This is a genomic window from Paenibacillus sp. FSL P4-0338 (genome assembly GCF_038002365.1).
Taxonomy (GTDB): Bacteria; Bacillota; Bacilli; order Paenibacillales; family Paenibacillaceae; genus Paenibacillus_AQ.
Map to the genome: position 1 here is coordinate 922,463 of NZ_JBBOCG010000001.1, position 14,697 is coordinate 937,159.

Genomic DNA, 14,697 nt, shown 5'->3' on the forward strand with positions numbered 1-14,697 from the left:
CTGTATGGAAGATTCTAACCAACAAAAAAGGTGGAGTAAAGTCATAATCGTAACGTTGTATGAAGCGGAGTGCCCTGAGGTGAGTCTTACATATGTAGTGATTTTTATGAAGCAAGGGGAGGATTGGGTGCTGGTGCGGCACCGTGAGCGGTCCACGTGGGGGTTTGCGGGCGGGCATATTGAGGCAGGTGAGAGTCCCGGAGAAGCTGCGGTAAGAGAGCTCTACGAAGAGACAGGTGCTGAAGAATATGAGCTACATCCGCTATGCATCTATTCGGTCAGCAGTGATGAGCTGGCAGAGAGCTACGGGATGTTGTATTATGCAGATGTCAAAAGGTTCGGAACTTTGCCCCCGTACGAAATGGCGGAGCTTCGAAGCTTCAGCGAGCTGCCGCAGGCGGTGACCTACCCGGGGATCTACCCCACGCTATATGCGAGAGTGTGTGAATATGTTAAGCATCTGTGAATCAACCTTAATCGCATTTCTAGTAGAATAGACACACGATTGGCTGAAAGGAGGCCCAGCGCATGAGTTATGAGATTACGAGGTTTAAGCGTCTTGGCGAATACCTGAGATCACGCCGGGACCGTCTGCAGCCCGAAGCTGTAGGGATTAAGGAAACGAACAGTCAGCGCAGAACACCGGGGCTGCGGCGGGAAGAGGTTGCGGTTCTGGCCGGTCTCAGCAGTACGTATTATACATGGCTGGAGCAAGGCAGGGAGGTTACAGCCTCCAGAGAGGTCATGGAGAGTCTCAGTCAGGCGCTGCGGTTGTCGGCAGATGAGCGTAAACACCTATTCGAGCTCTGGAATCCTGGCTTGTCGGATACACTTGCTTCTATAGATACGGTCAGTCCGGAGTTGAACCCGCAGTGGCGGGATATTATCCGGCAATTGACTTATCCGTCTTTTATTACGAATGAGCGGTCTGAGGTACTGGCCTGGAATGATAAAGCAAGTGAAGTGCTTAGTGATTTCGGAGGTCTGTCTGCTTCTGAGCGCATTATGATGCGTCTTCTGTTCCTGGATCTGGAGCTGCGCTGCCGGATGCTGAACTGGGAGGAGTTCGCCCTACATTCAGTAGGTGTGTACAGAACCTATTATGACTTGAACCTGCATGATCCTTGGCACAAGGAGATGGTCGATCAGCTTTTGGAGGACAGTGCAGATTTCGCCGAGATGTGGAAGCAGCACAATATTCAGGGGAAAAGGGTCAACCGTGTAGTTATAGAGAGCCTGGTTACAGGTGAGCCTGTAGTCTATGACATTAATTCGATGGCCAATCTGGCGGATCACCCGGGCCTGCATATTTGTATCTATACCCCTGTCATAACCTAGCAGAGGATCATCTGAAGGCACATGTCTTACTGGTCTGTTGCTGCTCCCTGGTAATGATCTTACTAGCATAAACGTACTGTGGCTGCTCCACGGCAGGACAGTTAGAATAAGGACATGTTCGTAAGATCTATTACAGGTACAAGAGGGAGGCAACCATATGCATACAAGAACACTCGGGAACGAAGGGCTGAGCGTATCGGCTCTGGGACTCGGAACGATGATGATGCCGGATAATGAAGAGTCTGTACGAACCATTCATGGCGCGCTTGATCTGGGCGTAACTCTGCTGGACACAGCGGATATCTATGGAGCCTTCGAGCAGCAGCGCTTCGGCGGCAATGAACGGCTTCTCGGGCGGGCGCTTAAGGGCCGGAGAGATCAGGCTGTGATTGCGACCAAATTCGGCATTACGCATACTCAGGGACCCAAGGGAGACCCGGCCTATATCAAAAAATCCGTAGATGCCAGCCTCTATCATCTCGGCACAGATTATATCGATCTGTACTATCAGCACCGTCCTGATCCGAACACTCCTATTGAAGAAACCGCCGGTACACTGGCTGATCTCGTCAAGGAAGGGAAGATCCGCTATATCGGCTTATCTGAGGCTTCGCCTGAACTGATCCGCCGGGCACATGCGGTGCATCCGTTGACCGCGCTGCAGACAGAGTATTCGCTCTGGAGCCGGGAGGTGGAGGATGAGATTCTTCCGCTGGTCAAGGAGCTGGGCATCGGCTTCGTTCCTTATAGCCCGCTTGGCCGTGGTTTTCTGACTGGACAGATCAAGCGCTTCGATGATCTGCCGGAGGATGATTACCGCCGGCATTACCCGCGGTTCCAAGGAGAGAACTTCACCCGGAACCTGGAGGTCGTCTCACTGATCGGGCAGATGGCAGCTGAGAAAGGCTACGCCCCGGCACAGCTTGCCTTAGCCTGGCTTCTGGCACAAGGAGATCGGATTGTACCGATTCCCGGCACGAAGCGGCTGGAGCGCTTAGAAGAGAACCTCGGAGCACTTCAGGTTACATTAACTGAGGAGGATCTCGCGCAGATTGAGCAGATATCCCCGCAAGGGGTTGCAGCCGGAGCGCGTTACCCCGGCCAGAACTAAGTTATCATACAGAGCGGACAGCCGTTGTGTATTCATCCAGATTAAATTCCCGGAGCGTTCTTCTCTGCACCGCTTGCTTTGGTGAGCGGTATGCGGGGAAGAACGCTTTTTTTAAAGATAAGAATGTATATGCTTCGCGCTATAAGTATCCATATCTTTCTCGCTGAAACGGTACCGTCCTCTAAAAGGACGGAAATACCGTTTCCACTTAACCCATCCGCTCCAACTCCTCTTCTATCCGTTGCACCTCTATCCGCTCAAACAGTAATTCAAGCTCCAGTATAGGCTGCTTTGCAAGGACGGATACCGGATGCCATACAGACTGTTCTATGGACAGGAAGCCTCTAATCTTCTCGCAGGAGAAAGGAATGAACGGGTTCAGCAGGTTAGCCAGGTTGGCAATAATCTGAACACAAGTGTACAGCGTGTTGCCCCCGGCCGCAGGATCATGCTTGATCTGGAGCCACGGCTGCTGCTGATCGAAATACTTGTTAGCCAGGCGGATATGCGAGAAGATGAATTCCAGAGCTTCCTTGAAATGTCCGGCTTCAATCAGACTTCCTGCCTCCTTATACAGATCCTTAAGACTGCTAACCCATGCTTCGTCCAAGACTCCATCTGGAACTCTGCCGTTCCAGAACTTATTCACGAATACGAGGCTGCGGTTGACGAAATTGCCGAACGCGCCCAGCAGCTCGCTGTTATGGCTATAGATAAACTCTCTCCAGGAGAAGTCGGCATCCCGCTTCTCGGGACCGTTCGCAGTCAGGAAATAACGGACCGAGTCCGGGTCATACCGGCTGAGAATATCCGGCACCCAGACCGCCCAGTTGCGGCTGGTGGAGAATTTCTGCCCTTCCAGGGTCAGGTATTCAGAAGAGAAGATCCGGTCCGGCAGATGCAGTTCCTCAGCTCCGAGCAGGAGAGCCGGCCAGATCAGGCTGTGAAAGGGAATATTGTCCTTGCCGTGCACGTAGTAAGCAGTTATAGGCGGCTGCCCATCGTTATCTTGTGCGGACGCTACAGACCAGAAATCCTCCCACCGGTTGCCCGTCTCCGCCGCCCATTGCTTGCTGGCGGACAGATATCCGCTGACGGCTTCGATCCAGACATAGATTTTTTTGTCTGAGAAGCCGTCGATGGGGACATCCACGCCCCAGTCCAGATCGCGTGTTGCTGCCCGGTCCTGCAGGCCTTCCTGCAGATATCTGCGGGTTAACCGGACGGCATTATCTCTCCAGCCTTGTGCGGAATCAGCATATTCTGTGAGTGCTTGCTGAAAGCTGGACAGCGACAGGTAGTAATGCTGAGTTGAGCGCAGCACAGGCTTAGAGCCGCAGAGGGCACATATGCGCTCCAGCAGATCCACCGGATCGAGAATCGTTGAACAGTAATCGCATTGGTCCCCCCGGGCCTGCTGTCCGCAGACCGGACAGAGGCCATGGACATAACGGTCTGGCAAGAAGCGCTGATCTTGCCCACAATAGCACTGGAGACCGGGTTTCTGGTACAGATATCCGTGATCCAGCAGCTTAAGGAACAGCTCCTGCACCGTACTGTGGTGATGTGTCTGATCGGTCCGGGTATACAAGTCATAAGTGAAGCCTAAGGCGCGGAAGCAATCGGCGAACTCCTCATGATACCGGCTGGCGAATTCACCCGGCGTTACCCCCTCCTGCGCCGCCTGTACAGCAACAGGAGTCCCATGGCAGTCACTGCCGGATACATAGAGTACAGCGTCACCTTTGGCACGGTGGTAGCGGGCCAGAATATCTCCCGGAAGAATGCTGGCGAGTCTGCCCAGATGCAGGGAGCCGTTGGCATAAGGCCAAGCCCCTCCGATAAAAATGTTAGTCATATTTCTCTCCTCCTCAAATTAATTGGACGCAAAAAAGGCACTCATCCCCTAAAGGGACGAGAGCCTGTGCTCACGTGTTACCACCCAAATTCATCAATGCCTCGCAGCATTCACCTCTTCAGGTACGTCCGCAGAAAATAAGCGGGTATACCCTAGCATGGTAACGGATGCGGGTTCCGGCGCAGCCTACGACCCGTTCATGCCGGGGTTCGGTGCGCAGCTCTGAGACCATATTCCCGAGGGTCTTCTTTGCTCCTTTTCACCGGCCGGAGCTCTCTGTGGAAGAATTACCAGGGTACTCTTTCTCTTCGCAGCTATTGTGGTTATCCTAATTACTGGATATCATATATGCAGGCCGGGAGATTTGTCAACATCATAAGTCTATTTGCAATCCACCGCACTCCTGTGCGACAGTAGAGAGTAAGGGCAACGGGAAGCAGAAGAGTGCTTGTTCCGTGGCCTGGAAGTGAAGCGACACAGAGATCAAAAGGAGATTGAGACTATTGCAGGAAAACAAACAGGAGAAAAAAAGCTCGGGCGCATGGGGATGGCTGGGCAGCGGGGCGGTACTGCTACTCCTTAAGGGAAAGGCTATTATCTCTCTGCTTAAGCTGGGGAAAATCGCAGGTCCGCTGATCTCCATGATGATATCGATCTGGGCCTATGCACTAATTTCACCATGGCAATTCGCTGTGGGCTTCGTTGCGTTATTATTCGTTCATGAGATCGGTCATGTTATCGCTGCCAAGCGGATCGGACTGCCGGTAAGCGCTCCGCTGTTCATTCCTTTTATGGGCGCACTGATTACGATGAAGAAGCAGCCGCTGGATGCCAGAGAGGAAGCTTATGTCGCTTTTGGCGGTCCTATATTGGGGAGTATCGGTGCACTGATCGTGTTCGGAGCTGCCTATTATTATCATAGCCCCTTGTTATATTCACTGGCCTACATCGGCTTCTTCCTAAATCTGATTAATCTGCTGCCGATCCATCCGCTGGACGGGGGGAGAATTGCCACGGCAGTTACCCGCTGGTTATGGCTGGTAGGGCTCATTGGAGGATTAGCTGTAATCATCTATCTGAAATCTATCCTGTTCGGCATCATCTGGGTAATGTTCGCCTATGATATGTATAAGAAGTACATCAGCCGGCGTACGAAGAGCCAGATGCATACGGTGCTCAAAAGCTTCCTGATCCCCATCGGGGATCTGCAGGAGCAAGGGTATCTGATCCCCGGCCCTGAGCATAAACGGGAGCTGCCGTTCACCACCTACAGTGATTTGAACCGCCAGCAGTTTGTCGGGGTACGTTGGGATAACTTGGATTACTATGGAACGACAACCCTGCCAGTACAGTCGTTGATCGGAAAAGTCAAAGTCGTGCAGCTCGACCAGCTGTATGTGGACACCAGCCTTCATATGAAGATGACCTGTGAGATCAGCTTTACGATCCATGACAATGATAAGTATTATGAAGTGCCTGCTGCTTCCCGCTTGAGATATGGGGCTGCATATTTTGCACTTGCCGCCTTTCTGGGGGGAATGATGTATCTTGTCCATGTGGTCGGCAATGTAAAACTGTAAATCTGAAAAATTTCGTTTATGAATCTCCCGATTCGTCAAAGCTGTAAAGAGCCGAGAAGGATGAGGGGGTAATAACAATGCGCATGGCAAGAGTATGTCTATTATGGATTGGAGCCTGTCTCCTTCTGGGAATCGCCGGATGTGCGTCAGGCAAGGAGATTCCTGAATATTCGGATGTTCACAACATGACCGGACTGGACGGGAGTCTGAATTCACGGGATAGCCTGACCTCACCGGTTCTGCGGGATGTGTATGACCGCTCGATTCCCGAGGAGGTCTATGACACTCCCTGAAATCAGTGTCAGTGGTTCCCTGCCCGGAAGCTCTCAGGCTCTATACAGGATATTAATAATTCTGTATAATGCTCCATATTGATTGGACCTATAGAGAGGAGCCAGGGAGATGGCAGTGGAAATTGTACATGCTACTACAGAGGAGCAGCTTCAAATGGCGCTGGAGATCCGCAAGAAGGTATTTGTGGAAGAACAGAAGGTGCCGGTAGAAGAGGAAATCGACGAATATGATGTCATTAGTGAGCATGTGCATCATTTCCTGCTCATGGAGGGCGAACATCCGGCTGCAACCGGCCGGATGATCTATTATAAAGCGGACACAGCCAAGATGCAGCGGATAGCCGTTCAGGAGGCCTTCCGCGCTAAGGGATGCGGACGTATCCTGCTGCTGGCTATGGAAGAACGCGCACGTGAGCTGGGTCTGCAAGCATCCATTCTGGATGCCCAGTGTCAAGCAGAACCCTTTTACCGCAAGCTTGGCTATGAAGTGATCTCCAAGGAACCTTTCTATGATGCCGGGATTCTGCATGTCAGAATGAGTAAGGCTCTGTAATCTGCCGGGTACATACTCTTTCGCTGCGATGGACAAGCTAGAATAGGGCCAGGGTAGCTGGCTAATTCTAGTGCGAAGGAGACGATCCTAAGTGATGAATCAAGAACGGGAACGCTTTATTGCCGCCAAACGTAACGGTGACGGGGACCTGACCGGGTTCCAGACCTCCTCCGGGCGTGTGCTGGATTATCAGCAGGCTCTTCAGGAGGTTCAGTCCGGCAGCATCGCAGGGGTCAATGTATTTAAGGGCAAAGACGGTGAAATGTATATCCGCGGCGATGCAGATGGAGATCCTACGAATAATCTGGATCAGCTTCCGCAATTTTAGCCGGGCATAGATAACAGGGGAACGGCCGGACAGGCGTCTTACAGGCGCTGAAGTTCGGCCGTTTCTATGTGCTAAGGGCGACTTCGGACTCCCTTGCCATGCATCGTTAAGGTCTGCGTACAAGCCGAAACCGGTTGCACGAGGGCTTGATTTTCTTTTCTTCTGCAAAAAGAAATAAATCCCTGAATTCTGCGCAACTTGTCGAAGGCTTAACAGTATACATTAACAGCATGAATTATTTGGAGGGGCTTTACAATGAGATGGAGAAAAATTGCTCTGTGCACGGTTGTGTTTTTCATGATGGGAAGCTCCTATTTGTTCGCGGACGCTGTGAACCAGAAGATCAAAGTATGGAGCAATGGAAAGGAAATAGCCGATGGCGGCTATTTGATTGATGGCAAGACCTATATTCCCGCCAGAGAGGCAGGGGGCGTCGTCAGCTGGGACGGCTCGGGCAGAGTGACGATCCTCAAGCCGAATGTTCATATCGTACTGTTCAAAGGCGACACGGTATTCGGCAATGTCAACACAGGTAAGCTGAAGATGAAGATTCTAACGCAGGTGGACAGCCTGAAGGACAGCATCGCTGCCGTGAAGGTGGCAATCACCGACCCTTCCGGTAATGTGAAGGATATTCTCGAGGATGCCGTCGGCTCCAAGAATGAAGATTTCTGGTTCTCCACACCGGAGTTCACCTATGATTTCAAGGAACCGGGCAAATATAGCGTAGGGTTCTTCATGAAGGCAGCGAGGAACGGAGATTACATTCTTGTGTCCGAGAAGGTAGTTACGGCCTCATCCAAGAATTAAGTCCCTCCTGCAAATTGACCTGTCCTTATCTTACGTGTTACGATACCAAATGTAGGATAATTCAATTAAAGTGAGGTATTACAATGAGCGATCACAAACATGAGCATGGCCATGAACATGGTGAAGCATGCGGTTGCGGACATGATCACGACCATGAGCACGAGGAGTTTGTGCTGACCTTGACGAACGAGCAGGGCGAAGATGTAGAAATGGTACTGGTGGAAACGTTCGACGTAGGCGAGAAGTTGTACGCCCTGCTGCTTGAGCGCGAGAATCCTGAAGCAGACGGAATCATCCTTCGTATGGAAGAAGAAGACGAGGAAATGGTTCTGTACAACATTGAAGATGAGGCTGAATGGAAAGCTGTTGAAGAAGCTTATAACGAGCTGCTTGCCCAGCAAGAATAGATTTCAGGCATTCATGCAAAACCCCGATACTCTATACGTATCGGGGTTTTGCATGTCGCACTGCTATAGGACAAGCCTTAGGAGATAGGCTCTGCTTCGACGATCACCTTCACATTGGTAATGCTGCGGTCCTCGGGTCCTTTGACAGGCAGTCCGATTTCTACATGGTCGATGATATAGTCGATATTATCCTGGGTAATAACTTCTCCAGGGAGAAGAATTGGAATTCCCGGCGGATAGACGTAGATGAATTCTGCAATGATATAGCCGGCAGATTCCCGGAAAGGAACCAGCTGCGTATCCGCGTAGAAGGCATCTCTCGGGATCAGGGCCAGCTGCGGGATATTCGGCACCTGTACCTTAAGCTCATAGATTTCACCCTTGCTGTAATGGATCGCTGAGAGCACCTGCAAGGCCGCAAGCAGCTTATCTACCGATTCCTGTGTATCTCCAGGGGTAATCAGGCAAAGAATATTATACATGTCGCTGAGTTCAACTTCGATGTTATACTTCTGCCGGAGCCAGTTCTCAGTCTCGTAACCGGTAATGCCCAGATGCCGGACATGGATGTTCAGCTTCGTCGGATCATGATTGAAGGTAGCTTCTGTTCCGAGAATTTCTTTGCCGAAGCTGTACAGCCCCTCGATCTCATTAATCGAGTTACGGGCATAATTGGACAGGGCAATGGTTCTCGCCGCCATCTCATGACCGTTCAGGGCAAGGTTGCGTCTGGAGGTATCCAGAGAGGCAAGCAGAATATATGAAGTTGAAGTGGTGGTCAGCATGCTGAGAATGGTCTGTACCCGCTGTGGGTTGACAAGACCCGTCTTGGCATTGAGGTTCAGTACCGAGCTCTGCGTCATGGAGCCGCCCAGCTTATGCACACTGGTTGCTGCCAGGTCTGCACCGGCCTGCATGGCCGATACCGGTAAGTCCTCATGAAAATGAATCAGTACTCCATGTGCCTCGTCCACAAGTACGGGAACCCCGTAACTATGGGCCAGGTCGACAATCGAACGGAGGTCGGCGCATACGCCAAAATACGTTGGATTGATAACGAGGACACCCTTGGCATCCGGATGGCGCCTTAAAGCCCGTTCCAGCGAGCTGGTGGTTATGCCGTGGTCTATCCCAAGATTCTCATCCTGTACAGGAGAGACGAAAATAGGCTTGGCTCCGGAGAAAATAATGGCCGACATCACCGATTTGTGAATATTGCGCGGCACAATAATTTTGTCTCCTTCTGAGCAGACAGAGAGGATCATAGTCATGATGGCATTGCTCGTGCCTTGTACACTGAAATAGGTGTAATCGGCGCCGAAAGCCTCTGCAGCCAGCTTCTGAGCTTCAAGAATAACCCCGGTGGGCTGATGAAGATCATCAAGCGGTGCAATATTGATCAAATCTATGGATAGAGCGTTATCGCCGATAAACTCACGGAATTCGGCATCGGTCCCTAGCCCCTTCTTATGTCCCGGAATATGGAATTGAACTGGATTTCCGGCGGCATGCTTTTTGAGAGCAGTGAAGAGGGGAGTAGCTTGTTGATTCATTTAATGCTGTCACAACCTTTCGCGAAGAGTAGTTTTAGATTTCGCTGAAGCAAAAGGCGTCCCCGGAGGGGCAGAATACCTATTTCTACTTGAGCAAGCATCAGTATAACAAATCAATCAACATAATACTAGGATGTGATGAAATGTCTGGCAAAGTTGCGCAACGTATGCATATCAGTTTAGCCTCACCGTTCATATTAGAAATGTGGATCATTATTTTCCTGGTCGAATTCGTAAAAGGATCGCTGCTGGTAGCTCTGCTGCCGGTCTATATGGAGAATATTCTGGGCCTCTCCGTAACGGTGGTGGGGTTCGCCTTCGCGCTGCAGTATCTTGGAGATAACCTGTTTCGCAGCCCGTTCGGCTGGGTGATGGAGCGGATCGGTTACCGCTGGACGATGACTGGTGCTCTGGTGCTGCTAGTGGTGGCTGTCGGGCTGATCATCTATGCCAAAGATGCCGTAAGCTTGTCCATCGCCTGTCTGATTCTGGGGATCGGTACCTCGCCGCTCTGGCCTTGTACGATGACGGGCATCACCGAATTGGCAGGCTCTACCCAGAGCGGCAGCAGCGGCGCAGCCATGGGGGCGGTGGAGATGGCCTCACTGGCCGGAACCGGCGTCGGTCCGATTATCGTCAATTTCATGATGGATCATGGCGGACAGGGCTACCGGACGGTCTTCCTGGTGCTGATGGGCTTCGCTGCCGCTGTTGTAGCCGTGGCGCTGTTCCTGCCTTCGAAGATCGGCGGTCATGCGCCGCGCGCTGTCCGCGAGATATCGGCGGAGGGGCCGCCGGTGCCGCGTAAGCCAGTAAGGCCGCTCCAGAGTCTGAAGCGTACCTGGCAGCAGGTCACCTCCTCACTGAAGGTAAGCCGCCTGCTGTTCCCGGCGTTGTTCCTGCAGGCTTTTGCGATCGGGCTTATGACGCCGGTGGTCACCTTGTTCGCACGCTCGGAGCTGCATGTCACCCCCAACCAGTTCAGTCTGCTGCTGATTGCCGGTGGAGGGATTACCGTGCTGACGCTTATTCCTGCAGGGAAGCTGGTCGATAAGGTCGGCACCTCCATCTTCCTCAATATCGGCTTCCTGCTGGCAGCCTGCTCCATGGCCTTCTTCTCACAGGTCCGCTGGCTGCCTCTGGCCTTCGTAGCGGTGGCGATGGTCGGGATCAGCTATGCGCTGATTCTTCCGGCGTGGAACGCCTTCCTCGCCAAGCAGGTGCCGGAGGGCGAGCGCGGAACCGTCTGGGGGCTCTTCCTGACGCTCCAGGGCTCAGGCATGGTTGCTGGTCCGGTCGTGTCAGGTAAGCTGTGGGATACGGTCAGCCACGGTGCGCCTTTTCTGGCCAGTGCCGGAGTAATGGTTCTGTTATTCGGTCTGCATCTGCTGATTGTTCACCGGACGAAGCTGAAGCACGGCAGAGCGCACTGAGTAGAGCGAGCACAGGGTAGTGAACCTGGTGTGGAAAGGCAAGAAGCCGCAGACCCCCTGAAAAGGAGGTGAAATGCGGCTTTATTGCTGTTTTTGCGTATAATAAGACTGGCGAATACCTCCTAATGTGGGTCCCGGCGTTTGGAAAAGGTCTAAAACGGGTAAAAATAGTCAATAAACCAAGTTACCGCTACATAATATGAAGTATAAAATAAGTGTAAGCCAAACAAAGAACCAAGGTGCAAGCGGAGGTCCGGCAGTCTGTTCTACTCTTAGGTTAGGCCATGAAGCTGACTATGCTTAAATCAAGCAGTTAGGGGGGAGTGCCGTGAACAAAAACGATGAGGTGGAGTACTGCAATCTGGAGCTGCGGTTTGACAGACAACATATCCAGGATCTAATCAAGGACTTGATCAAGGAAGGTTATTCCCTGTACTGGAGTGAGAACGAGAGCGTTTTTCTTATTTCGGTGCGCACCGGCCGCAAGCTTGTGAAGCTGCGCTTCCAGCGGATTAAGGACGGCTTCAAGCTGGTGGGAGATTACATGATCCGTGATGCGCGCCTGTCAGAATGGATGGAGAAGCTGATTGGGGATATGAGAGGTCATGCCGTTGTCAAGCGCTTCCGCGACCGTCAGATCATTATAGAGAATATTTTATTCGGTGAAGTCATCCGCCTGGTGGAGATTTCCGGCTATCAGCAGCGGGTGCTGTACCAGAAGGGGCCGCTGCTGTCGGATCAGGAGCTGACGAAGCTGTTCTACTCCATAGAGGGCGAAGAGCGGATCCGCGACCGCAGGCTTGCCGTGGATGAACAGCTCGACTTGCTGAATGAAGCTATGCGTGAGCTCGATACGGAAGCGGTGCAGGCCAGCACAGCGAGGCTTGAGCAATTGACCAGGGAGCTTGCGGCGCTGGAGTGGTAATACGCAGAGTGAATAATTACGATTAAGGGCATCCCATAGCGGGGTGTTCTTTTAAATTATAAGAATGTATAGGTTTCACGCTATTCATTATCCTTCTATTTCTCGCTGAAACGGTACCGTCCTTTAAAAGGACGGCAAAGCCGTTTCCACTTGTTGTGCCTTTCTGGAGGAGGGGGTTCACTTCTGCGCACAAAACCGTTAAAATAGTCATTGTGAGCAATTTCCCTGATGGATCGAAGTTTGTCAATGAAATTGATCTCTCTTTCGCAGGCAGAACTTTGCTGTCTCTGACAAAGGGTGGTATTCTAATACTGCGAGAAATGGATTTCACAAAAATACAGGGTGTAAAGGGTGGAGAACCAGATGTCAAAACAACAAATCGGCGTTATTGGCTTGGCGGTAATGGGCAAAAATTTGGCTCTTAACATCGAGAGCAAAGGCTTCAGCGTATCCGTGTTTAACCGTTCCCCGGAGAAGACACATGATCTGGTTGCAGAAGCAGCAGGCAAGAACCTGGTGGGCACGTTCTCCGTTGAAGAGTTCGTAGGGTCGCTGGAAGTACCGCGCAAGATTCTGATCATGGTTCAGGCAGGCCAGGCTACGGATGCCACCATTGAGCAGCTTCTGCCGTTCTTGGATCAAGGCGATATCATCATCGATGGCGGGAACGCTTATTTCCCTGACACGGTACGCCGCAGCAAATATCTTGAAGACAAAGGCTTCCGCTTCGTCGGCACCGGCGTGTCCGGCGGTGAAGAAGGCGCACTCAAGGGTCCTTCTATTATGCCAGGCGGTCAAGAAAGCGCGTATAAACTGGTTGAACCTATCCTTACGGCGATTTCAGCTCACGTGGGCGGAGAGCCTTGCTGTACATATATCGGGCCGGACGGGGCAGGACACTATGTGAAAATGGTGCATAACGGCATCGAGTACGGTGACATGCAGCTGATCGGCGAAGCCTACCACTTGCTCAAGGACGTCCTGGGTCTGGATGCCAAGGAGCTGCACAGCACCTTCGCAGAATGGAACAACGGCGAGCTGGACAGCTATCTGATCGAAATTACGAAGGATATCTTCGCCCAGTATGACGAAGAGACCGGCAAGCCAATGGTGGATGTCATCCTTGACGCTGCCGGACAAAAGGGTACCGGCAAGTGGACAAGCCAAAGCTCGCTGGATCTCGGCGTGCCGCTGTCCATGATTACCGAATCCGTCTTCTCCCGCTTCCTGTCTGCTATGAAGGAAGAACGCGTTGAAGCCAGCAAGGTGCTGAGCGGACCTGCTACGGCTCCATTTGACGGCGACAAAGCTGAATTCATTGAGAACGTGCGCAAAGCATTGTTCGCCAGTAAGATCGTATCGTATGCTCAGGGCTTCGCCCAGCTGCGTGTGGCTTCTGACGAATACGGCTGGAATCTGAAATACGGCGAGCTGGCCAAGATCTGGCGCGGCGGCTGCATTATCCGTTCCCGGTTCCTGCAGAACATCACGGATGCTTATGAGAGCAATGCAGAGCTGAAGAACCTTCTGCTTGATCCGTTCTTCAAGGATGTTATGGACAACTACCAGTCGGCATGGCGCAAGGTTATCGCTTCGGCTGTAACTCTGGGTATTCCGGTTCCTGGATTCTCCAGCGCCCTTGCATACTACGACAGCTACCGTACAGAACGTCTTCCGGCGAACCTGCTGCAAGCACAGCGCGATTACTTCGGCGCTCACACCTTCAAGCGTGTGGACAAAGAAGGCGTGTTCCACCACAACTGGCTGGCAGAGTAACAGGCAGCGTTCAGGTTAATGTTAGGAACCCGAGATGCTTTCCGCTTCATGCGGAGGGCTTTCGGGTTTTTTGCATCCATGAGGCATAGCCATGGCAGGTATAGCCCGCTTCAAAATGAAGGCTGCCGGCATTGTGCAAACTTTTCACCCTGTGTTATGATATGACAAATGTCGCGGCTTGGAGGTAGTTATGGACGATCGAAATATCATTCTCGTCGGGATGATGGCTACGGGGAAATCCACAGTAGGCGCCATTCTGGCCGAGGAGCTTGACTATGAACTGATTGATCTGGATGCAGTGATTACCGGAAGAGAGGGCCGCAGTATTGCGGATATCTTCGCAGATGGCGGAGAGCAGGCATTCCGGAGCATTGAATCAGAAGTACTTCAGGAAATGTTGCAGGGAGAACGCAGAGTGATCTCAACTGGCGGCGGGGCGGTACTTGCGCCCGGAAATGCCGAAGTCATGTTGGAGCATGGATTCGTTGTGGCCCTTACAGCCTCTGAGGATACCATTATTGAACGGGTCAGCGGGGATGAGAACCGGCCGCTGCTCGCCGGCAATGCGGCAAACCGGGTCCGTTCCATTCTGGAACAGCGCAGGGAAGCTTACCGTTTCGCGCATTGCACGGTCGATACAACGGAGCTGAATGTGGCTGAGGTCTCGCAATACATTTTACTGCGTTACCGCGATTGAGCTTTTATGTGTGTTGGCGACATGCATCAGGATGA

The 14,697-nt window shown here is 52.1% G+C and carries 15 protein-coding genes; 13 read left to right on the forward strand and 2 right to left on the reverse strand.

Annotation, left to right across the window (positions count from 1 at the left end; all coding sequences use genetic code 11):
* Window positions 1-79 precede the first annotated feature (79 nt).
* The 3 genes from MKZ07_RS03935 (at window position 80) to MKZ07_RS03945 (ending at window position 2,449) form a co-directional block, all read left to right on the forward strand.
* Window positions 80-466, forward strand: a complete 387-nt coding sequence (locus MKZ07_RS03935; protein WP_341024607.1) for an NUDIX hydrolase — start codon at window positions 80-82, stop codon at window positions 464-466.
* Between the two features lie 62 nt (window positions 467-528).
* Window positions 529-1,338, forward strand: coding sequence for a helix-turn-helix transcriptional regulator (locus MKZ07_RS03940; protein ID WP_076154662.1), 810 nt, complete (start codon window positions 529-531; stop codon window positions 1,336-1,338).
* A gap of 157 nt (window positions 1,339-1,495) precedes the next feature.
* Window positions 1,496-2,449 (forward strand): aldo/keto reductase, encoded by a 954-nt coding sequence (locus MKZ07_RS03945; protein WP_341024610.1) that lies wholly within the window; start codon window positions 1,496-1,498, stop codon window positions 2,447-2,449.
* A 208-nt stretch (window positions 2,450-2,657) separates the two neighbouring features.
* Here the strand turns inward: MKZ07_RS03945 and metG are convergent, their stop codons facing one another.
* Window positions 2,658-4,307: a methionine--tRNA ligase gene (gene metG / locus MKZ07_RS03950; RefSeq protein WP_036695036.1), complete on the reverse strand. Its 1,650-nt coding sequence runs from the start codon at window positions 4,305-4,307 to the stop codon at window positions 2,658-2,660.
* 503 nt (window positions 4,308-4,810) lie between these two features.
* Between metG and MKZ07_RS03955 the strand changes: the two genes are divergently transcribed.
* From MKZ07_RS03955 to MKZ07_RS03980, 6 genes are all read left to right on the forward strand, one after another.
* The gene (locus MKZ07_RS03955; RefSeq protein ID WP_341024615.1) at window positions 4,811-5,887 is read left to right on the forward strand and encodes a site-2 protease family protein; all 1,077 of its coding nucleotides are present in this window, start codon (window positions 4,811-4,813) and stop codon (window positions 5,885-5,887) included.
* A 77-nt stretch (window positions 5,888-5,964) separates the two neighbouring features.
* On the forward strand, window positions 5,965-6,180 hold the full coding sequence (locus MKZ07_RS03960) for a hypothetical protein (protein WP_036695034.1): 216 nt from the start codon (window positions 5,965-5,967) through the stop codon (window positions 6,178-6,180).
* Between the two features lie 109 nt (window positions 6,181-6,289).
* The gene (locus MKZ07_RS03965) at window positions 6,290-6,733 is read left to right on the forward strand and encodes a GNAT family N-acetyltransferase (RefSeq protein WP_341024618.1); all 444 of its coding nucleotides are present in this window, start codon (window positions 6,290-6,292) and stop codon (window positions 6,731-6,733) included.
* Between the two features lie 91 nt (window positions 6,734-6,824).
* On the forward strand, window positions 6,825-7,061 hold the full coding sequence (locus MKZ07_RS03970) for a DUF3892 domain-containing protein (RefSeq protein WP_036695032.1): 237 nt from the start codon (window positions 6,825-6,827) through the stop codon (window positions 7,059-7,061).
* 255 nt (window positions 7,062-7,316) lie between these two features.
* A complete protein-coding gene (locus MKZ07_RS03975; RefSeq protein WP_036695031.1) occupies window positions 7,317-7,871 on the forward strand; it encodes a copper amine oxidase in 555 nt (184 codons plus the stop codon).
* A gap of 83 nt (window positions 7,872-7,954) precedes the next feature.
* Entirely contained in the window at window positions 7,955-8,278 is a 324-nt protein-coding gene (locus MKZ07_RS03980) for a DUF1292 domain-containing protein (protein ID WP_019911532.1), read from the forward strand.
* Between the two features lie 77 nt (window positions 8,279-8,355).
* Here MKZ07_RS03980 and MKZ07_RS03985 read toward each other — a convergent pair whose 3' ends face one another.
* Complete coding sequence (locus MKZ07_RS03985; protein ID WP_036695030.1) at window positions 8,356-9,831, reverse strand: aminotransferase class I/II-fold pyridoxal phosphate-dependent enzyme; 1,476 nt, start codon at window positions 9,829-9,831, stop codon at window positions 8,356-8,358.
* Between the two features lie 143 nt (window positions 9,832-9,974).
* On the opposite strand from MKZ07_RS03985, the gene MKZ07_RS03990 reads away from it, so the two are divergent.
* The 4 genes from MKZ07_RS03990 to MKZ07_RS04005 all read left to right on the forward strand — a co-directional run bounded on the left by MKZ07_RS03990 (window position 9,975) and on the right by MKZ07_RS04005 (window position 14,662).
* Window positions 9,975-11,264: an MFS transporter gene (locus tag MKZ07_RS03990; protein WP_051493473.1), complete on the forward strand. Its 1,290-nt coding sequence runs from the start codon at window positions 9,975-9,977 to the stop codon at window positions 11,262-11,264.
* Window positions 11,265-11,592: 328 nt separating this feature from the next.
* Window positions 11,593-12,189: a hypothetical protein gene (locus MKZ07_RS03995; protein ID WP_036695029.1), complete on the forward strand. Its 597-nt coding sequence runs from the start codon at window positions 11,593-11,595 to the stop codon at window positions 12,187-12,189.
* A gap of 363 nt (window positions 12,190-12,552) precedes the next feature.
* On the forward strand, window positions 12,553-13,965 hold the full coding sequence (gene gndA / locus MKZ07_RS04000) for an NADP-dependent phosphogluconate dehydrogenase (RefSeq protein WP_036695028.1): 1,413 nt from the start codon (window positions 12,553-12,555) through the stop codon (window positions 13,963-13,965).
* A 190-nt stretch (window positions 13,966-14,155) separates the two neighbouring features.
* Complete coding sequence (locus MKZ07_RS04005) at window positions 14,156-14,662, forward strand: shikimate kinase (protein ID WP_036695027.1); 507 nt, start codon at window positions 14,156-14,158, stop codon at window positions 14,660-14,662.
* Window positions 14,663-14,697 lie beyond the last annotated feature (35 nt).